At 64.0% G+C, this 22458-nt stretch carries 9 protein-coding genes; 6 read left to right on the forward strand and 3 right to left on the reverse strand.

Annotated features, from left to right (window positions below; all coding sequences use genetic code 11):
- Nucleotides 1-67 precede the first annotated feature (67 nt).
- From AB1462_RS11985 to AB1462_RS11995, 3 genes are all read left to right on the forward strand, one after another.
- The gene (locus AB1462_RS11985) at nt 68-820 is read left to right on the forward strand and encodes a thioesterase II family protein (protein WP_259195034.1); all 753 of its coding nucleotides are present in this window, start codon (nt 68-70) and stop codon (nt 818-820) included.
- A gap of 65 nt (nt 821-885) precedes the next feature.
- Nucleotides 886-13794 (forward strand): non-ribosomal peptide synthetase, encoded by a 12909-nt coding sequence (locus tag AB1462_RS11990; RefSeq protein WP_367246765.1) that lies wholly within the window; start codon nt 886-888, stop codon nt 13792-13794.
- A 751-nt stretch (nt 13795-14545) separates the two neighbouring features.
- Nucleotides 14546-15850, forward strand: coding sequence for an IS4 family transposase (locus AB1462_RS11995; protein ID WP_367246767.1), 1305 nt, complete (start codon nt 14546-14548; stop codon nt 15848-15850).
- 188 nt (nt 15851-16038) lie between these two features.
- On the opposite strand, the gene dsbG is transcribed toward AB1462_RS11995, so the two are convergent.
- The 3 genes from dsbG to dsbD are packed head-to-tail and all read right to left on the reverse strand — an operon-like array spanning nt 16039 to nt 19348.
- On the reverse strand, nt 16039-16800 hold the full coding sequence (gene dsbG / locus AB1462_RS12000; RefSeq protein ID WP_367246768.1) for a thiol:disulfide interchange protein DsbG: 762 nt from the start codon (nt 16798-16800) through the stop codon (nt 16039-16041).
- Nucleotides 16776-17621, reverse strand: a complete 846-nt coding sequence (locus AB1462_RS12005; protein ID WP_090399937.1) for a TlpA disulfide reductase family protein — start codon at nt 17619-17621, stop codon at nt 16776-16778. The genes dsbG and AB1462_RS12005 overlap by 25 nt, the downstream gene beginning before the upstream one ends.
- Complete coding sequence (gene dsbD / locus AB1462_RS12010; protein ID WP_367246769.1) at nt 17621-19348, reverse strand: protein-disulfide reductase DsbD; 1728 nt, start codon at nt 19346-19348, stop codon at nt 17621-17623. The genes AB1462_RS12005 and dsbD overlap by 1 nt, the downstream gene beginning before the upstream one ends.
- Before the next feature lie 177 nt (nt 19349-19525).
- Here dsbD and AB1462_RS12015 point away from each other — a divergent pair, with 177 nt between their 5' ends.
- The 3 genes from AB1462_RS12015 (at nt 19526) to AB1462_RS12025 (ending at nt 22417) form a co-directional block, all read left to right on the forward strand.
- On the forward strand, nt 19526-20206 hold the full coding sequence (locus tag AB1462_RS12015) for a response regulator (RefSeq protein WP_090399933.1): 681 nt from the start codon (nt 19526-19528) through the stop codon (nt 20204-20206).
- On the forward strand, nt 20203-21525 hold the full coding sequence (locus tag AB1462_RS12020) for an ATP-binding protein (protein ID WP_090399931.1): 1323 nt from the start codon (nt 20203-20205) through the stop codon (nt 21523-21525). The genes AB1462_RS12015 and AB1462_RS12020 overlap by 4 nt, the downstream gene beginning before the upstream one ends.
- 124 nt (nt 21526-21649) lie before the next feature.
- Nucleotides 21650-22417: an N-acetylmuramoyl-L-alanine amidase gene (locus tag AB1462_RS12025; RefSeq protein ID WP_090399929.1), complete on the forward strand. Its 768-nt coding sequence runs from the start codon at nt 21650-21652 to the stop codon at nt 22415-22417.
- The last annotated feature ends 41 nt before the right edge of the window (nt 22418-22458 follow it).

The following is a 22458-nucleotide window of genomic DNA, read 5'->3' on the forward strand; positions in this document are numbered from 1 at the left end:
ACCCGCAGGAGGACGAAATGGGTTTTTACCGTGCGCACAGCGTGTTTCAGTTTGGAGTCGTCGCTCGATGACTATGCCGACTCGACTGCGCCTGTTCTGCCTGCCCTATTCGGGCGCCAGTGCCATGGTTTACGCACGTTGGCGCCGCACCCTGCCGGAGTGGTTGCAGGTGTGCCCGCTGGAATTGCCTGGCCGTGGCATGCGCATGGACGAGCCCCTGCAACGTGATATCAAGGCCTTGGCGGCGCAGCTCGCGGAAGAAATCAGCCGCGACCTGAGCGGCCCTTACGCGTTGTTCGGCCATAGCCTTGGTGGCCTGCTGGCCTTTGAATTGGCCCATGCGCTAAACGCGCGAAATGTTCCAGCGCCGTTGGCACTGTTCGCCTCCGGCACGGCTGGCCCGGCCCGCCGTGATGTCAGCGAATACGCCATCGAAAAGACCGACGAGCAACTGATTGCCCGCCTGCGCGAACTGCAAGGCACTGCCGAGGAAGCCCTGGCCAACCCCGAATTGATGCAGTTGATGCTGCCGATCCTGCGCGCCGACTTCCTGCTGTGCGGCAGCTTTATCTACGGCGAGCGTGAGCCGCTGGGCATACCGATCCATGTGTTCGGCGGCAAGCAGGACAGCGTGCGCGCCGACCAGTTGCTCGACTGGCAGCTCGATGCCGCCAGCGGCTTTTCCCTGGACATGTTCGACGGCCACCACTTCTTCCTTATCCAGCACGAAAGTGCCGTATTGCGCTGCGTGCGCCGCTACGCCGACGAACACCTGGCCCGCTGGCGCAATGGCGCGGCGCGGCAATTGGCCGTCGGCTGATCGCTGTTGCTCTCGATTTTCCCGTAAGCCGAATTTCCCGTAAGCCGATTTCAGGCAGGAACCCCATGATGGACGCCTTCGAACTTCCCCGCACCCTGGTCGAGTCCCTTCAACGTCGAGCCGCGCAGACCCCGGACCAGGTCGCCCTGCGCTTCCTCGCCGAGTCGGCCGAGCACAACGTGGTGCTCAGTTACCGTGACCTGGACCTGCGCGCCCGCACCATCGCCGCCGCCTTGCAGGCCAACGCCGAGTTGGGCGACCGTGCGGTGCTGTTGTTCCCCAGTGGCCCGGACTACGTCGCGGCGTTCTTTGGTTGCCTGTACGCCGGGGTGATCGCGGTGCCGGCCTACCCGCCGGAGTCCACCCGCCGTCATCACCAGGAGCGCTTGCTGTCGATTATCGGTGACGCCGAACCACGCCTGCTGCTGACCATCGCCAGCCTGGCCGATGGCCTCGCGCAGATCGAAAACGCGCCGCCGGTGCTGAGTGTCGATACCCTCGACGCACAGACCGCCAGCGCCTGGAGCGCCGCCGACCTGCAACCCGACGACATCGCCTTCCTGCAATACACCTCCGGTTCCACCGCGCTGCCCAAGGGCGTGCAAGTCAGCCACGGCAACCTGGTGGCCAACGAAGTGCTGATCCGACGCGGCTTTGGCATCGACCTGAACCCCGACGACGTGATCGTCAGCTGGCTGCCGCTGTACCACGACATGGGCCTGATCGGCGGCCTGCTGCAACCGATCTTCAGCGGCGTGCCGTGCGTGTTGATGTCGCCGGCCTACTTCCTCGGCCGGCCGTTGCGCTGGCTTGAAGCAATCAGCGAATACCGTGGCACCATCAGCGGCGGACCGGATTTCGCTTACCGCCTGTGCAGCGAGCGGGTCAGTGATTCGGCCCTGGAACGCCTGGACTTGAGCAACTGGCGCGTGGCCTATTCCGGCTCCGAGCCGATCCGCCTCGACACCCTGGAGCGCTTCGCCGAGAAGTTCGCCGCCTGCGGGTTTACCCCGAATAATTTCTTCGCCTCCTACGGCCTGGCCGAAGCCACCCTGTTTGTCGCCGGCGGCCGGCGTGGCCACGGCATCCCCGCGCTGCGTGTCGACGCGCAGGCCCTGGCCGCCAACCGCGCCGAGCCCGGGCAGGGCAGTGCGATCATGAGTTGCGGCACCCGCCAGCCGGAACACGCGGTACTGATCGCCGACCCGCACACCCTGACCGAGCTGGCCGACAACTGCGTCGGCGAACTCTGGGCCAGCGGCCCGAGCATCGCCCACGGCTACTGGCGCAACCCCGAAGCCAGCGCCAGGACCTTCGTGCAACATGCCGGCCGCACCTGGCTGCGCACCGGTGACCTGGGCTTTATCCGCGAGGGTGAGGTGTACATCACCGGCCGCCTGAAAGACCTGCTGATCGTGCGCGGGCACAACCTCTACCCCCAGGACATCGAACAGACCATCGAGCGCGAAGTGGAAGTGGTGCGCAAGGGCCGGGTCGCGGCGTTTGCGGTGAATGACAACGGCCTGGAAGGCATCGGCATCGCCGCAGAAATCAGCCGCAGCGTGCAGAAGATCCTGCCGCCTGAAGCGCTGATCAAAGCCATTCGCCAAGCCGTGGCTGAGGCCTACCAAGAGGCGCCGTGCGTGGTGGTGCTGCTCAACCCCGGCGCCTTGCCCAAGACCTCCAGCGGCAAGGTGCAGCGTGCGGCGTGTGCGCTTCGCCATGTGGATGGCAGCCTCGACAGCTACGCGCAGTTCCCCGGCCTGCCCGCGCAGGCCAGCGATACCGCGCTGGAATCCGAACTGCAAAGCCAGATCGCCGCGATCTGGTGCGAGCAGTTGCAGGTCGCCACGGTCGCGGCCGATGACCACTTCTTCCTGCTCGGCGGCAACTCCATCACCGCCACCCAGGTGGTCGCGCGTCTGCGCGAAACCCTCGGTCTGGAGCTGAACCTGCGCCTGCTGTTCGAGGCGCCGACGCTGTCTGCATTTGCTGCCAACGTGGCGCAACTGCAACAGGACGGCGGCATCGCCCAAGGTGCTATTCATGCCCTGTCACGCCAGGAAGAGCTGCCGCAATCCCTGGCCCAGAACCGCCTGTGGATCACCTGGCAACTGGACCCGCAAAGCAGCGCCTACACCATCCCCGGCGCCCTGCGTTTGCGTGGCGAGTTGGATGAAGACGCGGTGCGCTCGAGCTTCCAGCACCTGATCCAGCGCCACGAAGCCCTGCGCACTCGTTTCTATGAACGCGATGGCCGCGCCTTCCAGCGTGTGGATGCCAATCGCGATTTCGACCTGCAGGTTATCGATCTCAGCGACGTGCCCGTCGCCGAGCGTGAAGCCCGTGCGCAGCAGATCCGAGAAGACGAAGCCCGCACCCTGTTCGACCTGGAAAAAGGCCCGCTGCTGTGGGTGACCCTGGTGCGCCTGGACGATGCAGATCACCAGTTGCTGGTGACCCTGCACCACATCATCGCGGACGGCTGGTCGTTGAATATCCTTATCGACGAGTTCTCGCGTTTGTACGCCGCCGCAAGCCAGGGTCAGCCCCTGACGTTGCCACCCCTGGCCTTGCAGTACGCCGATTACGGCAGTTGGCAGCGTCAATGGCTGGCCGACGGTGAAGGCCAGCGGCAACTGGCGTACTGGAAAGAGCAACTGGGGGACGAGCATCCGACCCTGAGCCTGGCCACCGACCACCCGCGAGCGGCCCGGCAACGCCGCAGCGCGTCGCGCCATACTGCGCGCCTGAGTGTCAGCCTCAGCGAAGCGATTCGCCACACTGCCCAGGCCCATGAGTCCACGCCGTTCATGCTGTTGCTGGCGGCGTTCCAGACCTTGCTCTACCGCTACAGCGGCCAGCGCGACATCCGTATCGGCGTGCCCAATGCCAACCGCCCACGCCAGGAAACCCAAGGCCTGATCGGCTTCTTTATCAACACCCTGGTGCTGCGTGCCGAGCTGGACGGGCGCCTGCCTTTCACTGAGCTGTTGGCCGCCACCCGCCAGACGGCATTGGGTGCCCAGGCCCATCAGGACCTGCCGTTCGAGCAGCTGCTGGAAGCCTTCCCGCACGCTCGCGAGCAAGGCCTGTTCCAGGTCATGTTCAACCATCAGCAACGTGACCTCAGCGCCTTGCGCCGCCTGCCGGGCCTGCTCGCCGATGAGCTGCCATGGCACAGCCGCGAAGCCAAGTTCGACCTGCAACTGCACAGCGAAGAAGACCGCAACGGGCGCCTGAGCCTGTCCTTCGACTACGCCGATGAACTGTTCGACAGCGCGACGATCCAGCGCCTGGCCGAGCACTACATCCACCTGTTGCAAGCGGTCTGTGAGCAACCGCAGCAAGCCCTCGGCGACATCCAGCTGATGCAGCAGGATGAACAGCAAACGTGGTGCCAGGCGCCGTGCGCACCCGCTCAACAATGGCTGCCCGAACTGCTCAACCAGCACACCTCGGACAACACCGCGCTGGTTTGGCAGGACGGCAGCCTGACCTTCGCCCAGCTGCACACCCAGGCCAACCGCCTGGCCCATTACCTGCGCGACAAAGGTGTCGGCCCGGACGTGTGCGTGGCCATCGCTGCCGAGCGTTCGCCGCAGTTGCTGGTCGGCCTGCTGGCGATCATCAAGGCCGGTGGCGCCTATGTGCCGCTGGACCCGGATTACCCCGCCGAGCGCCTGGCCTACATGCTCAAGGACAGCGGCGTGCACCTGCTGCTGACCCAGACCGCGTTACTGGAACACTTGCCGAATGCCGAAGGCGTGTGCGTGATTGCCATGGACACCCTGCACCTCGACGGTTGGCCGACCCAGCCACCGGGCCTGCACCTGCACGGCGACAACCTCGCCTATGTGATCTACACCTCCGGCTCCACCGGCCAGCCCAAGGGTGTGGGCAATACCCACGCGGCCCTGGCCGAGCGCTTGCAGTGGATGCAGGCCACGTATCAACTGAATGACAGCGACGTGCTGATGCAAAAGGCACCGATCAGTTTCGACGTGTCGGTGTGGGAGTGTTTCTGGCCGCTGATCACCGGCTGCCGCCTGGTGCTGGCCGGCCCTGGCGAACATCGCGATCCGCACCGCATCGCGCAGTTGGTGCAGGCGCACGGCGTAACCACGCTGCACTTTGTGCCGCCGCTGTTGCAGCTGTTTATCGACGAACCGCTGGTACCTGAGTGCACCAGCCTGCGGCGCCTGTTCTCCGGTGGCGAGGCCTTGCCCGCCGAGTTGCGCAATCGCGTGTTGGCGCAGTTGCCGGCGGTGCAATTGCACAACCGCTATGGCCCGACCGAGACGGCGATCAACGTCACCCACTGGCATTGCACTGCCGAGGATGGCGAGCGCTCGCCGATCGGCCGGCCGCTGGGCAATGTGATCTGCCGCGTGCTGGACGAGCAGCTCAACCCGTTGCCGGCCGGTGTGCCGGGCGAACTGTGCATTGGCGGCATCGGCCTGGCGCGCGGTTACCTTGGGCGTGCCGGTTTGACCGCTGAGCGCTTTGTCGCCGACCCGCTGGGCGAGGCCGGCGCGCGTCTGTATCGCACCGGTGACCGCGCACGCTGGAGCGCCGATGGCGTGCTCGAATACCTCGGCCGTCTCGATCAGCAGGTCAAGCTGCGCGGCTTCCGGGTGGAGCCGGAAGAAATCGAAGCGTGCCTGCTGGCCCTGGACGGTATCGCCCAGGCCGTGGTGCTGGTGCGTGACGCCCAGTTGATCGGTTACTACACCGCCCATAGCGCGCTGGACGAACAGGACGTCAAAGCCGCCCTGGCCGCCGAGTTGCCGGAGTACATGGTGCCCGCGCAACTGATGCGCCTGGACGCGATGCCCCTGAGCCCGAGCGGCAAACTCGACCGTCGCGCATTGCCGGCGCCGGTGTGGCAAACCCGCGAGCACATCGCCCCCGAAACACCCTTGCAGCAGCAGATTGCAGCGATCTGGCGGGAAGTGCTGGGCTTGCCTCGTATCGGCCTGCGCGATGACTTCTTCGCCCTCGGCGGCCACTCGTTGCTGGCCACGCAAATCATCTCCCGAACCCGCCAGGCCTGCGACGTCGAGCTGCCATTGCGCACCTTGTTCGAGGCCAGTGAGTTGGGCGCTTTTGCCGAGCAAGTCGGCCTGATCCAGGCCAGCGGCCAACGCAACCAGCAAACCGCAATCGCCACCGTCGACCGCAGCGCGCCCGTGCCGTTGTCGTATTCCCAGCAGCGCATGTGGTTCCTGTGGCAGATGGAACCGGACAGCCCGGCCTATAACGTCGGCGGCATGGCTCGCCTGCGTGGCGTGCTGGATGTGGGGCGTTTCGAGGCGGCGTTGCAGGCCTTGATCATGCGCCACGAAACCCTGCGTACCACCTTTCCGAGCGTCGATGGCGTAGCCAGTCAAAAGGTCTCGGCGCAGACCGACCTGCGCATGGGTTGGCAGGATATGTCTGCGTTGAACGCGAGCGAGCGCGAGCAGCGTTTGCGGCAACTGGCCGATGTTGAGGCCCACACGCCGTTCAACCTGGAGACCGGACCGCTGCTGCGCGCGTGCCTGGTCAAGGCCGGTGAGCAGGAGCACTACCTGGTGCTGACCCTGCACCATATCGTCACCGAAGGCTGGGCCATGGACATCTTTGCCCGTGAACTCAGCGCGCTGTATGAAGCGTTTATCGATGAGCGCCTGTCTCCGCTGCCACCGTTGCCGGTGCAGTATCTGGATTACAGCGTGTGGCAACGCCAATGGTTGGAGTCTGGCGAGCGCCAACGCCAGCTGGATTACTGGACTGCGCAACTGGGCCACGAACACCCGTTGCTCGAATTGCCCGGCGACCGTCCACGGCCACCGGTGCAAAGTCACCGGGGCGAGCTGTACCGCTTCGACCTCAGCGACGATCTCGCCGCTCGTGTGCGTGCCTTCAACGCCGAACGTGGCCTGACCCTGTTCATGACCATGACCGCCACCCTGGCGGTGTTGCTCTACCGCTACAGCGGCCAGACCGACCTGCGCATCGGCGCGCCCGTGGCCAACCGCATTCGCCCGGAAAGCGAAGGGTTGATCGGGGCGTTCCTCAATACCCAGGTGCTGCGTTGCCAGCTCACTGGGCGGATGAGTGTTGCTGAGCTGTTCGAGCAGGTCCGTCACACCGTGATCGAAGGCCAGTCCCATCAGGACCTGCCGTTCGACCATCTGGTGGAAGCCCTGCAACCGCCACGCAGCGCGGCGTACAACCCACTGTTCCAGGTGATGTGCAACGTGCAGCGCTGGGAATTCCAGCAGAGCCGCCAACTGGCCGGCATGACCGTCGAATACCTGGCCAACGATGCCCGCGCGACCAAGTTCGACCTCAACCTGGAAGTCACCGACCTCGATCACCGCCTGGGTTGCTGCCTGACCTACAGCACCGACCTGTTCGACGAACCGCGCATCGCGCGCATGGCCGAGCATTGGCGCAACCTGCTCGAAGCCTTGATCGCCAACCCGCAACAACGTCTCAGCGAACTGCCGTTGCTGAGCGCCACCGAGCAACGTGCGTTGCGGGACAGCCTGGGTGTGGAAGCCGGCGAGCATCGCCTCGACCAGTGCATCCATCAACTGTTCAGCCGTCAGGCGCTCAAGCATGCGCAGGCCCCGGCGCTGACCTTTGCCGGTGTCACCCTCACTTATGCCGAACTGGACGCTCGCGCCAACCGCCTGGCGTGGATGCTGCGCGAGCGTGGCGTCGGCCCGCAGGTGCGTGTCGGCCTGGCGCTGCCGCGCTCGCTGGAAATGGTCATCGGCCTGCTGGCGATCCTCAAGGCCGGTGGCGCGTATGTGCCGCTGGACCCGGAATACCCGCTGGATCGCCTGCACTACATGATCGAAGACAGCGGCATCGGCCTGCTGCTCAGCGATGCAGCGATGTTCGAAGCCCTCGGCGAATTGCCGGCGACCGTGGCTTGCTGGTGCCTGGAAGATGACTTGCCGGTGCTGGCGAATTACCCGGCCGGCGAGCTGCCGTTTATCAGCGTGCCGCAACATCAGGCCTACCTGATCTACACCTCCGGCTCCACCGGTAAACCCAAGGGCGTGGTGGTGTCCCACGGTGAAATCGCCATGCATTGCCAGGCCGTGATCGAACGCTTCGGCATGCGCCCGGACGATTGCGAGCTGCATTTCTATTCAATCAACTTCGACGCCGCCACCGAGCGTCTGTTGGTGCCGTTGCTCAGCGGTGCGCAAGTGGTCCTGCGCGCCCAGGGCCAATGGGATGCCGAGGAAATCTGCGGGCTGATTCGTACCCATCGCATCAACATCCTTGGTTTTACCCCGAGCTACGGCAGCCAGTTGGCGCAGTGGCTGGCGACCCAGCACCAGACCTTGCCGGTGCGCATGTGCATCACCGGCGGCGAAGCGCTGACCGGCGAACACCTGCAGCGTATCCGCGCAGCGTTCCAGCCCGAGGTGTTTTTCAACGCCTACGGCCCGACCGAAACCGTGGTCATGCCGCTGGCCAGCCTCGCGCCGCAGCAGTTGGAAGAGGGCGCCGGCAGCGTGCCGATCGGCAGCATCATCGGCGCCCGCGTGGCCTATATTCTCAACGCCGACCTGGCCTTGGTTCCGCAAGGGGCGACCGGCGAGTTGTATGTCGGCGGCGCCGGCTTGGCCCAGGGTTACCACGAACGTCCGGGGATGACGGCGGAGCGGTTTGTCGCCGACCCGTTTGCCCGCCATGGCGGTCGTCTGTATCGCACCGGCGACCTGGTGCGCCAACGCGCCGATGGCCTGGTGGAGTACCTGGGGCGCATCGATCATCAGGTGAAGATTCGCGGTTTCCGGATCGAGCTGGGCGAGATCGAAACCCGCCTGCTGGAGCATGCCGCCGTGCGCGAGGCGGTGGTGCTGGCGCTGGATTCGCCGAGTGGCAAGCAGCTGGTGGCGTACCTGGTCAGCGACGCCGACCACGCCACCTTGCGTGACGCGCTCAAGGCGCATCTCAAGGCCCATCTCCATAAACAGCTGCCGGACCACATGGTGCCCGCGCACCTGATCGTCCTCGACAGCATGCCGCTGACCGCCAACGGCAAGCTCGACCGCCGCGCCTTGCCGCAACCCGACCCCGAGGCCAATCGCCAACACTACGTGGCCCCGCGCAACGAGCTGGAAAGCACCTTGGCGGCGATCTGGTGCGCGGTGTTGAACGTGCAGCAAGTCGGCCTCGACGATAACTTCTTTGAATTGGGCGGCGATTCGATCCTGTCGATCCAGGTGGTCAGCCGCGCGCGGCAGGCGGGGATTCATTTCAGCCCTCGCGACCTGTTCCAGCACCAGACCGTGCAAACCCTGGCCGCGGTCGCCACGCGCGCCGAGCAGGTCATCGCCGAGCAAGGTGTGCTCACCGGTCGCTCGGGCCTCACGCCGATCCAGCACTGGTTCTTCGACACCGATATTCCCGCGCGTCAGCACTGGAACCAGGCGCTGGTGCTCAAACCGCTGCAACTGCTCGAGCCTCATCGCCTGGAGCAAGCGCTGCTGGCGGTACTGGAACACCACGACGCCCTGCGCCTGAGCTTCACCCGGCGCGATGCGCAATGGCATGCCGAACACTTGGCCGTGCCCCAGGGCGGCGTGCTGATGCAGGCGCAAGTGCGCGATATGGCGCAGTGCACTGCGCTGTTCAGCGACACCCAGCGCAGCCTCGACCTGGAACACGGCCCGCTGTTGCGCGCCTTGCTGGTGGACGGCCCGCAAGGTCAGCAACGCTTGCTGATCGCGATCCATCACCTGGTGGTGGACGGTGTGTCGTGGCGCGTGTTGCTCGAGGACCTGCAAAACGTCTACCGCCAGCTCAGCGACGGCCAGTCCGTCAGCCTGCCGGCCAAGACCAGCGCCCTGCGTGACTGGGCCGCGCGCTTGCAGGCGTATGCCGGCAGCGAATCCCTGCGTGAAGAGTTGAGCGTGTGGCAGGCCCGGTTGGCCGGTCCTGACGCGGCATTGCCCGTGGCCCGCCCGCACGGTTCGCGGCGCAATCGTGATGCCGCCACCGTCAGCGTACGCCTGGATGCCGAACACACGCGCCAATTGCTGCAACAGGCGCCGAGCGCCTACCGCACCCAAGTCAACGACCTGCTGCTGACTGCACTGGCCCGTGTGCTGTGCCGCTGGAGCGGGCATGATTCGGCGCTGATCCAACTCGAAGGCCATGGCCGCGAAAACCTGTTCGACGACATCGACCTGACCCGCAGCGTCGGCTGGTTCACCAGCGCTTACCCGCTGCGCTTGACCCCGCACGTGGGGCAGGGCGACTCGATCAAGGCGATCAAGGAACAGCTGCGTGCCGTGCCCCATAAAGGCCTGGGTTATGGCGTGCTGCGCTACCTGGCGGACGACGCGTGCAAACAAAGCATGGCCGCGCTGCCAAGCGCGCAGATCACCTTCAACTACCTCGGCCAGTTCGACCAGAGCTTTGGCGATGATGCGTTGTTCCACCCGCTGGACGAATCGGCGGGCCTGGCCCATGACTTGGACGCACCGCTGCCCAACGAGCTGAGCGTCGACAGCCAGGTGTACGGCGGCGAACTGGTGCTGCGCTGGACCTTCAGCCGCGAACGCCACGACCAACAGACCATCCAGGAACTGGCGCAGGCCTACCTGGCCGAACTGCACAACCTGGTTGCCCACTGCCTTGAGGACAACGCTGGCGGCCTGACACCGTCCGACTTCCCCCTGGCCCGCCTGACCCAGCCGCAACTGAATACGTTGCCGGTACCGGCCAGCGCCATCGAAGATGTGTACCCGCTGACCCCGATGCAAGAGGGGTTGCTGCTGCACACCCTGCTTGAACCGGGCACCGGCCTCTACTACATGCAGGACCGCTACCGCATTAACAGCGTGTTGGACCCCGAGCGTTTCGCCCAGGCCTGGCAAGCGGTGATCGCCCGCCACGAAGCCTTGCGCGCCTCGTTCTGCTGGAACGTCGGCGAAGACATGCTGCAAGTGATCCACAAGCCGGGCAGCACGCCGATCGAGTACCTGGATTGGAGTGCCGATCCGCAAAGCGAACATGAACCGCGCCTGCAAGCGCTGCTCAAGGCCGAGCGCGAAGCCGGTTTCGATCTGCTCAACCAGGCGCCGTTTCACCTGCGGTTGATCCGTGTCGGTGAAGCGCGCTACTGGTTCATGATGAGCAACCACCACATCCTTATTGATGCCTGGTGCCGTTCGCTGTTGATGAATGACTTCTTCGACCTCTACACGGCCCTCGGCGAAGGTCGCGACGCGCAGTTGGCCACGCCACCGCGCTACCGCGACTACATCGCCTGGCTGCAACGCCAGAACCTCGCCGAAGCACGCCAGTGGTGGCAGCAAAACCTGCAAGGGTTCGAGCGCACCACGCCGATCCCGAGCGACCGGCCGTTCCTGCGCGAACATGCCGGCCACAGCGGCGGCATGGTGGTGGGCGACTGCTACACCCGGCTCGACGCCCGTGATGGTGCGCAACTGCGCGAACTGGCCCAGGCCCATCAACTCACCGTCAACACTTTTGCCCAGGCGGCGTGGGCGCTGGTGCTGCGACGCTTGAGTGGCGACCGTGACGTGCTGTTCGGCGTCACCGTGGCCGGGCGCCCGGTAGAAATGCCCGAGATGCAACGCACCGTCGGCCTGTTTATCAATAGCATCGCGCTGCGTGTGAAGCTGCCCGAGGACGACCAGCGCTGCAGCGTGCGCCAGTGGTTGAGCGCGTTGCTCGACAGCAATATGCAGCTGCGCGAGTACGAATACCTGCCGCTGGTGACGATCCAGGAACACAGCGAGTTGCCCAAGGGCCAGCCGCTGTTCGACAGCCTGTTCGTGTTTGAAAACGCCCCGGTGGAAGTCTCGGTGTTGGACCGCGCCCAAAGCCTGAACGCGACCTCGGACTCCGGCCGCACCCACACCAACTTCCCGCTGACTGCCGTGTGCTATCCGGGCGATGACCTCGGCCTGCACCTGTCCTACGACCAGCGTTACTTCGACGAAACCACCGTGCAAGGCATGCTCGGCGAATTCAAGCGCCTGCTGCTGGCGTTGGTGCAGGGCTTCCACGGTGATATGGCCGACCTGCCGCTGATGGGCGAGCAGGAGCGCGCGTTCCTGTTGGACGGCTGCAACCAGAGCGAACACGCCTACCCGTTGGAGCGCAGCTATATCGAGTTGTTCGAGGCGCAGGTGAGCGCGCATCCGCAGCGCATCGCCGCCAGTTGCCTGGACCAGCAATGGACCTATGACGAGTTGAACCGCCGCAGTAACGGCCTGGGTCATGCGCTGATTGCGGCGGGCGTCGGCCTGGACCAACCGGTGGCGTTGCTGGCCGAGCGTAACCTGGACCTGCTGGGCATGATCATCGGCAGCTTCAAGGCCGGCGCCGGTTACCTGCCGTTGGACCCGGGCCTGCCGAGCCAGCGCTTGAGCCGCATCATTGACCTGAGTCGCACACCGTTGCTGGTATGCACCGAGGCGTGCCGTGAGCAGGCCATCGAGTTGCTGGACGGTGTCGACTGCCAGTTGCTGGTGTGGGAGGAGGTGCCTGCCCGTGGGGAAAATCCGGGCATCTACAGCGGCCCGGACAACCTTGCCTACGTGATCTACACCTCGGGCTCCACCGGCCTGCCCAAAGGCGTGATGGTCGAACAGCGCGGCATGCTCAATAACCAATTGAGCAAGGTGCCGTACCTGCAACTGAGCGCAACGGATGTGATCGCGCAGACCGCTTCACAAAGCTTCGATATTTCCGTGTGGCAATTCCTCGCCGCGCCGCTGTTCGGTGCGCGGGTGGATATTGTCCCGAACAGCATCGCCCACGATCCTCAGGGCTTGCTGGCACATGTGCAGGCACACGGCATCAGCGTGTTGGAAAGCGTGCCATCGCTGATCCAGGGCATGCTCGCCCAGGATCGAATCAGTCTGGAAGGTTTGCGCTGGATGCTGCCAACCGGTGAAGCGATGCCGCCGGAACTGGCGCACCAGTGGTTGGTGCGTTACCCGGACATCGGCCTGGTCAACGCTTATGGCCCGGCGGAATGTTCTGACGACGTGGCGTTCTTTCGCGTCGATCCGGCGTCCACCCGTGGCACTTACCTGCCGATTGGGACGCCGACCGACAATAACCGTTTGTACGTAGTGGATGGCGCGCTGGAGTTGGTGCCCCAGGGCGCGGTCGGTGAACTGTGCGTGGCCGGCACCGGGGTCGGCCGCGGCTATGTCAGCGATCCGCTGCGCACCGCCCAGGTGTTTGTACCGAACCCGTTCGGCGCACCGGGCGAGCGCCTGTACCGTACCGGCGACCTGGCACGGCGGCGCAGCGATGGCGTGCTGGAGTACGTCGGGCGTATCGACCATCAGGTGAAGATTCGCGGCTACCGCATCGAGCTGGGTGAAATCGAAGCGCGCCTGCACGAGCAACTGCACGTGCGCGATGCGGCGGTGGGCGTGCAGGAAGGCGTCAACGGCAAGCATCTGGTGGGTTACCTGGTGGCCGCCGATGAAACCCTCAACCCGAGCGAACGCCTGGACCGTATCAAGCAACGCCTGCGCGCTGAACTGCCGGAGTACATGGTGCCGCTGCATTGGCTATGGCTCGAGCGCCTGCCGCTCAACGCCAACGGCAAACTCGACCGCAAGGCCCTGCCTGAACTGGAGATTGGCCAGTTGCACAGCCAGGACTACCTGGCGCCGCGCAACGAACTGGAAAACACCTTGGCCGCGATCTGGGTCGAGGTGCTGAAAGTCGAACGGGTAGGCGTGCAGGACAACTTCTTCGAACTGGGCGGGCACTCGTTGCTGGCCACGCAGATTGCCTCACGGGTGCAGAAGACCCTGCAGCGGGATGTGCCGCTAAGGGCGATGTTCGAGTGCAGCACGGTGGCGCAATTGGCCGAGTACATCGAGGGGTTGGCGGCCAATGAGATCAGCGCGGAGAAGGTGGAGCGGTTGAGTGATTTGATGGCGGAGTTGGAAGGGCTTTAATCTCCGCTGGGTTTGGGTGAGTACATATCCGTTGCTGCGGTCACGGCTACCTATGGTTCCGCCCTTACGGCGGGTCACTTTTGGAAGAGCGCCAAAAGTAACCAAAAACGCTTCGCCCCAACACTCGGCACCTCGCCTAGGCTCGGTGTGCCCTCACTCCGGCTTTGGAGCGTGGGCCGCCGCAATGGGCCATCCTTGGCCCAGTGCGGCTAACCCGGCGTCCTGCCGGGTTACCCACGCTCCAAAGCCTGCGTTCGGCCAGCGTGTTTGACGGGGCGATCCCAGATCAAAAACAGAGCGAGGCGGCCTTAAAGCCGACCTGATCTTTGAAGCGTACGCGGTGTGGCTTCTACTTCCTTAACCGCTGACGAAGTCAGCAATCTTTTGATCTGGCTCTGGCTCTGGCTTTTGATCTTGATCTCAGGCGCCCCGTTAACCACGCTGGCCGAGCGCAGGCTTGAATCCGAGGGTAACCCGGCAGGACGCCGGGTTAGCCGTCCTGGGCCATGGATGGCCCAGGACGGCGGCCCACGGATTCAAGCCGGAGTGAGGGCATACCGAGCCTAGGCGAGGTACCGAGTGGTGGGGCAAGAGCCCTTTGGTTACTTTGGGGCTTTTCCAAAGTGACCCGCCGTAAGGGCCAGCCCTTTCAAGGTCTTTGATAAAATCCCACAAAACTCCAGTCAGGGTGACGAAAGCGATGTGGGCAGAAGTTCTAGCGCGGTTTGAAAAAAAAGCACCGGTCAGTGTCATGACCAGAGTGATTCTGGAGCAGGCTGTTCCTGCCGACTGGATCGATCAGATGTTCGAAGAACATCGTCAACGGCAGTACCCACGTGAGCTGTTGTTCTCGACCATCGTTGAGCTGATGTCCCTTGTTTCATTGGGCTTGCGGCCTTCGCTGCATGCCGCTGCGCGACAGATGGAAGACCTTCCAGTCAGCTTGACGGCGCTGTATGACAAGGTCAGCCGCACAGAGCCTGCGCTGCTGCGCGCCCTGGTCACCGGCAGCGCAGAGCGCTTGGCCCCGACGATAAAAGAGCTGGGGCACTCAGCCATTTTGCCTGGCTGGCAACTGCGGGTCGTTGACGGCAACCACCTGCCATCTAGCGAAAAGCGTCTGGGCGCTTTGCGCCGTGAACGGGGCGCCGCTCGGCCTGGTTTTTCCGTGGTGGTCTACGACCCGGATCTGGACCAGGTCGTCGATCTTCAGCCTTGTGAGGATGCCTACGCCAGCGAGCGTGTCAGCGTGCTGCCCTTGCTGGAAAAGGCCTGTGCGGGGCAACTGTGGATGGCGGATAGGCTCTACTGCACGCTCCCCGTCATGGAGGCCTGCGAAGAGTCCGGGGCTTGCTTCATCATTCGCGAACCAAGCAAGCATCCACGTTTGCTTAAGGAAGGTGACTGGCAAGAATCTATCCCCGTCGTGGCGGGCTCCGTGCGCGAACAAATCATCGAAGTTCAAGGTGGCCGCCAGTGGCGACGTGTCGAACTGACCCTGCAAACCCCCACCGAGTCTGGCGACACCGCGCTGTTGTTCTGGAGCAACTTGCCCGACTCGATCAGTGCCGAGCAAATCGCCGATTTGTATCGCCGTCGCTGGAGCATCGAAGGAATGTTCCAGCGCCTGGAATCGGTGTTGGACAGCGAAATCGAAACCTTGGGTAACCCCAAGGCAGCTTTGCTCGGGTTTGCATCCGCAGTGCTGGCCTACAACGTCTTGGCGGTGCTCAAGCGCAGTGTTGAACAGGCTCATCGTCAGACCGTGCCCGACGATTGGGAAGCATCGATTTTTCACCTGACGGTACAGGTACGCAGCGGATATGAGGGCCTGCAGATTGCCTTGCCGTCAGAGCCCTTATCGATCCCCCTTCCCGAAGATGGGCTGGCTCCGTACCTACTGACGCTGGCGAAAAATGTCTTACCCAAAGCCGTCGCCAAGAGCAAACGGGGCCCGAAGGTGCCTAAATCCAAAGAGTGGCTGGAAGGCAAAGCCGCGAATGCTCACGTGTCGACGGATCGGGTGCTCAAGGCCGCTAAAGCCAAAAGACCTTGAAAGGGCTGGCCGTAAGGGCGGAACCCATAGCCGCCGTTACCGCAGCAACGGATATGTACTCACCCAAACCCCAAAAAGCGGTCGGCCCGAAGGCCGCCACGGAAACAAGCTCCCTCACCACAAAGAGATTTTTCAGCCTGAAAGTTGTGTAGATACCCATGCCCCGATGGCGTCAGACCAGGCGCCGCTTACTTCGGTCCCATAATCTTCACCAACTTCTCCGGCGACGGTGCGCCTTGCTGTTGCTGCAAGCCACCCTTGTCATCCAGGTAGAAAATCGCCGGCGTCGCCGACAGTTCCAGCTCATCCATCAACTTCATATTGGCATCGAGCTTGGCTTCGATCTCCGCCGGGATCTTGGCCAGCGCCTGCAATTTGCTGCCTTTGCCGGCGGCTTCGTGTTCTTCCAGGGCTTTTTGCGGGTCTTTGGCGGCGAACAGGGCGGCCGACTTGGCGGCACTGTCTTCGCGGATGATGCCGACCATGATGTGGCGCAACTGCACCTTGCCGGCTTTTACCCATGGCCGCGCCTGTTCCCAGAACATGTTGCAGTACGGGCAGTTGGGGTCGCTGAACAGGTAGACGATGCGCGGCGCGTTTTTGTCGCCGTCCTGGATCCAGCTGCTTTTTTCCATCTTGGCCCAGACTTCCTTGGCCATCGGCGCATACACCAGTGTTTCCAGGGGCGCGCTGCTCAGGTCATTGCCCTGGGCGTCGTACAGATTGCCGGCGATCACGCTCTTGCCGTCGGCAGTCAGGTACAGGGCCATGCCGCGGTTCTGGTATTGCGCGGCGTAGCCAGTGAGGCCGCTGGGGGCGTCGAATTTGCCGATGATTTTGGCGCCCTTGGCTTCGATCTGTTTGATCGGTGCCGGCCAGTCTTCGGCCTGGGCCAGGGTCGCCGCGAGCGTCAGCGGCAGCAGGGTCAGCAGGTGGCGGAGGCGAGGCATGTCGGTTTCCTTGTCGTGGCGGTGTCGAAGGGTTCCATGGCACGGGCCAGGCTGGCCTGGGACAACTCGCCCAGGTGGCTGTTGATCAGGCGCCCGTCGGCTGAGTAGAACAGCGTGGTTGGCAGGGCCATGGAACCCACGGCCTGGCCGAGTCGGCCGCTGGCGTCGAACAATACGTTATCGAGCGTCAGGCCCTGGGTGGCCAGGTAGGTGCTGACGCTTTGCATGCTTTCGGCCTGGTTGACGAACAGGAAGGTCACGTCGGGGCGTTGGTGTTGCGCACGCTCCAGCACCGGCATTTCGCGGCGGCACGGCGGGCACCAGGTGGCCCACAGGTTGATCACCAGCGGGCCACCCTTGTAATCGGTCAGTTGCACCTCTTGGCCATCGGCATTGCGCAAGGTGATCTGCGGCAGTTGCGTGCCCTTGTCGTAGAGGTTCAGGGCCAGGCTGGTCATGCCCCAGAACACCAGGCCGGTGATGACCCCGGCGCTCAGCGGCTTGCGCAGCGCCGGGCGACGCCAGCCATAGAGCAGCGCACCGAGGATCAGGACGACGATACCGGGCCAGGCGAGAAAGCCGCCGTCGCGCAGGTCGACCATCTGCAGCCAGTCGTTGCTGTAGTAGCTCCAGTACATCAGCACAAAGCTGACGCGGGCGGCCAGCATGCCCAGCAGGAACAGGCTGAACAGCACCGATTCCGGATTCTCACCGCCACGCTTGGCCACGCGCCAGCCCACCAGGGTGGCAAGAATCAACGCGCTGATCAGCAGGATATGATTCAGCGCGATGGCGAAGGTGCCGATGGTCAGGGTCAGCATCAGAGGGCGTCCCGGGTCTGGTTCCAGCGTTGCAGGAACGTCTCGGCACCCACCTCGCCGGTGATGCGTTGGGCGCGGCGTTCTTCACCGTTGGGGCCGATCCAGAGGAAGGTCGGCGGCCCCGGCACTTTGTAGCGGCCCAGCAACTCGCGGCTGGCGGCGTTGTCGGCGGTGACATCCAGGCGCAGCAGGCGCACGTCTTTCAGCGCATCCAGCACTTCGGGCTTGCCGAACACCTGCTTTTCCATGATTTTGCACGACACGCACCAGTCGGCGTAATAGTCCACCAGTACCCATTGGCCTTGGGCCTTGGCGCTGTCGAGCTGGTTTTGCAGCACGGCGGGGTCATTGAGGGTCATGAAGGCTTCGTGGGCGGAGGGCGCGGGAGTGGTCTGCGAGCCGCTGTAGACCTTCAACGGTTGCCACAGGTCATCGCTGCCACCCGCTGCACCAACGAGCAGCAGGCCGCCCCACAATCCCACGATCACGGAGCCGGCGCCGAACAGCATGGCGACCCGCCCGAAATCCTGGGCCAGGCGCCAGCCGCAGTAGGCCATGGCCATGGCCAATGCGCCCCACAGGCCGAGCCACAGGTTTTCGCCGACCACAGGCCGAATCATCAGCACGGCGGTGGCCAGGAACAGGAAGCCGAAGATGCCCTTGAGTACATTCATCCAAGTGCCCGGCTTAGGCAGGAAGCGGTTGCCCACGGTGACCAGCAACAGCAGCGGCACACCAATGCCGATGCCCATGGCGAACAGGATCAGCCCGCCGTGCAGCGCATTGCCGCTCTGGGCGATATACAGCAGTGCACCGGCCAGGGGGGCCGTCATGCAGGGGCCAACCAGCAGGCCGGAGAGGGCGCCAAGCACCCCGGCGCCGACCAGGCTGCCGCCGCTCTGGTTGCGGCTGACGTTATCCAGGCGATCACGCAGCGCCACCGGCAGTTGCAGTTCAAAGAAGCCGAACATCGGCAGGGCGAGGATCACGAACAAGGCTGCGAAGCTACCGAGGATCCACGGGGTTTGCAGCAACGCGGCGAGGTTGGCGCCGAGCAGGGCGGCCAGTACGCCGAGCGCGGCATACACCAGCGCCATGCACACCACATAGCTGCTGGCCAGGGCAAAGCCGCGACGCGGGCTGGCGCCGCTGCCCACCACCAGGCCGGCGAGGATCGGCAGCATCGGCAACGAACACGGGGCAAACGCCAACAACAGGCCCAGGCCGAAGAACACCAGCAAGCTCCAGCCCAGGCTGCGTTGTTGCAGGCCGCTGGCCAGGCTCTGGTCCTGGGCTTCGGCGGTCGCGGCGACGGCCGGGTTGCCGCCCAGATCCACGGTGATCGACTGCGGCGGATAGCACAGGCCCGCATCGGCGCAGCCCTGCCAGCCCAGCTTGACCTGGCCGGTGGTGCCGGCCGGAATCTTCACTTCCAAGCCCTGGCGATACACCTCCTGATCGCCGAAGAATTCATCGCTATGGGCCTCGCCTTGGGGCAGCGCCGGCTTTTCGGCCAGGCCATCGAACTTCATGCGCTGCTTGTACAGGTAATAACCGTCGGCAATCTGCCAATACAGCTGGGTCTCGCCGCTTTCAAGACGTTCGGAGGTAAAGGTGAAGGCCTTGCCCACCGGGAGGAAATCGGGTTTGGTCTCAAACGGATTGCCCGGCGCGGCCTGGGCGAACCCCGCGAATAACACCAGCAGAAAGGTAAACAGATGCCGCATGGTCAAGCCTTAGTTCGATGCAAGTGAGGCACACAATGTGTGGCGTTGATTAACCGATGATTAACCGGGCGCTATTCTAAAGTGTAGGGATTATCTGAGCTTGCATCTTTTCACGGCATAATCTGCGCTTAATCCGCTGCATTTTTAATCACCCCCATCTTTCATGAAGGGTTCACCATGCACGTACTGGTCTGTGAAGACGACGAACTGATCGCCAGCGGCATCGTGGCCGGCCTCGGTGCCCAGGGCTTTACAGTCGAGCGCGTGGCCACGGCGGCGGCTGCACGTGCGATGCTCAAGGCGGCGGCCTTCGACATCATGGTGCTCGACCTCGGCCTGCCCGACGAAGACGGCCTCAAGCTGCTGCAACAGTTGCGCAGCCAGGGCCTGGAGATTCCGGTGCTGATCCTCACCGCGCGGGATTCGGTGACCAACCGCGTCGACGGCCTGCAAGCCGGTGCCGATGACTACCTGCTCAAACCCTTCGACCTGCGCGAATTGGCCGCACGCCTGCAAACCCTGTTGCGCCGGATGGCGGGGCGCAGCGTCAACCTGATCGAGCACGGCCGGCTGACCTACGACCCGAGCAGCCGCGAAACCCTGTTGGGCGGCCAGCCGGTGGACCTGTCCCGGCGCGAGCAGGCGCTGTTGCAGGCGCTGCTGCACAACAAGGGCCGGGTGCTGTCCAGCGAGCAACTCAAGGACAGCGTCTACGGCTTCAACGATGAATTGGAAAGCAACGCCCTCAACGTGCATATCCACCACCTGCGGCGCAAATTGGGCAATGGCATCGTCGAGACCGTGCGTGGCCTGGGTTATCGCCTGGGCCCGGCAGATGATGGAGAGAATGCTTCGTGAAAAGCCTGCGCCTGCGCCTGACGTTCAAGCTGGGCGCCGCTTTTGTGTTGATCTGGGCCCTGGCGGCCGCCTGGATGCTCAATGACCTGCGCAACCAGATGATGTTCTCCCTCGACCAGCGCCTGGTAGCGTCGGCGCGTATGGTCGCGGGGCTCACGGAGCAGATGCCGGGCCTGGCCAGTGTGAGCGGCGGCGCGCATTTCAGTGCCGAGCAACTCAATGTGCCGGGGGGCATGGCGTGCCAGGTCAGCTCCTTGCGCGGGGAAATCCTCGCCCGCAGCCATACCACGCCGGATGAGGGTCTGGAGTCGCGCAAGAGCGGCTTTCGTGACCAGGTCATCGATGGTGTGGGCTGGCGCAGTTTTACCCTGTCCCGTGGCGACCTGTTGATCACTACTGCCGACCGTCAGGTGGAGCGCGAGGCGTTGAATATGTCGATCCTGCTCGCGGCGTCAGTGCCGGTGGGTGTGGCCATGTTGGGTTGCCTGTGCCTGCTGTGGCTGGGCATCGGCCAGAGCCTGTTGCCGCTCAACCGCATGCGTGACGCGCTGATGCGCCGCAGTGCCGACTCCCTTGAACCGTTGCAGATCCACCCGCTGCCCAGTGAGCTCAAACCGCTGCTCGACACCCAGAACCAACTGTTGCAGCGCATCGCCAAGACCATCGAGCGCGAACGCCGTCTCACGGGTGACGCTGCCCACGAGCTGCGCAGCCCGTTGACAGCGATCAAGACCCACCTGCAAGTGGCGCGCATGACCGAGGGCGCGGCCCGCGATCAGTCCCTGGCCCATGCCGAGGAGGGCGCCGACCGCTTGCATCGCACCCTGGAGCAATTGCTGCTGCTGGCGCGGGTGGAAGGCAGCCTGTCGTTTGACGATGGCGTGCAGTCCAACGCGGAGGAAGTCGCGCGTCTGGCCATCCAGGACGCCAATGCCGGTGACAACACGCGCATCGACCTGATCCTGGCGGACAACCTCACCAAAACCCCGGTGGAAATGCCGGTGGGCCTGGCCGTCGCAGCCCTGCGCAACCTGCTGGACAACGCCTTGCGCCATACCCCGGCCGACACCCGAGTGGAGCTGAGCGTGTTCACCGCTGCCGATCAAGTCGTCTTCCGCGTGCGAGACCACGGCAAGCAGATATCCGCCGAAGACCTGCAATACCTGACCCAACGCTTCTGGCGCAACGGCAACAGCGAAGGCTGCGGCCTGGGCCTGGCGATTGTGCAGGCGATTGTTCAGCGCTGTTCCTGCTCGTTGAAGTTCGACAGCCAGGCGGATGGCTTGCGTGTTGAGCTGGGCATGCCGCTGCGATGCTGATCGCCGTTCTTTCGAGTGCCAAATAGTTACCGCCCCTGTGACGTTCAAGTCTTCAGGATGGCGCTAGTTTTTTTGCGCTTGAACGGGCCGAATGATTCGGCCTGCATTGAAAAGGACGGTTCTTATGTTGGTCATCGACACCAGTTTCCCCGCCACGGGTTTCAACGAACGCAATGGCGAGCCTGTGGGGCAACTGATCCTGCATTACACCGCGGCACCTTTTGCGTCATCCCTGCGCCGCCTGACCCAGGACGGGGTCAGCGCTCACTATCTATTGCCCGACCCGCAAGAGCCCAGCTACCGCGCTGCGGGTTATGACGAACTGCGCGCGTTTCGCCTGGTGGACGAAGGCCAGCGCGCCTGGCATGCCGGCGTAAGCCAGTGGGGCGGGCGGGACGACCTCAATGGCTGCTCGATCGGTATCGAGATCGTTAACCTGGCGCGGGATGACGGCGGCGTGTTGACCTTTCCTGCGTACGCTGAGGAGCAGATCGAGGTCCTGACCGCACTGCTGCGCGACATCCTCGGTCGCTACCCGCAGATCGGGCCGACGGACATCCTCGGGCATTCGGACGTGGCCTACTGGCGCAAGAGCGATCCGGGGCCTCGGCTGCCATGGCGCGGTTTTTTCGAGGCGGGAATCGGGGCATGGTTTGACCCGTCGACGCGAGCCATGTACCAGCGCCGGTTCTGTGTCGGCTTACCGCCTGAAGTGGAGGTGGAGCGGGCATTTCAGCGCTACGGCTATAAGCCTGCGCAGAATCGCCAGGCGTTCGAGCGGCGGACCCGAGCATTTCAGATGCACTTTCGGCCGCGGGATTATTGCGGTGTGTTGGATGCCGAAACCTGCGCGATCCTGTATGCACTGAATGAAAAATACCGCGGACTGTGAAGCTGTACGCAGTTCAAATGTGGGAGGGGGCTTGCCCCCGA

Origin of the sequence: Pseudomonas sp. SB113, from assembly GCF_040754745.1 — a bacterium.
Taxonomy (GTDB): Bacteria; Pseudomonadota; Gammaproteobacteria; order Pseudomonadales; family Pseudomonadaceae; genus Aquipseudomonas; species Aquipseudomonas grimontii.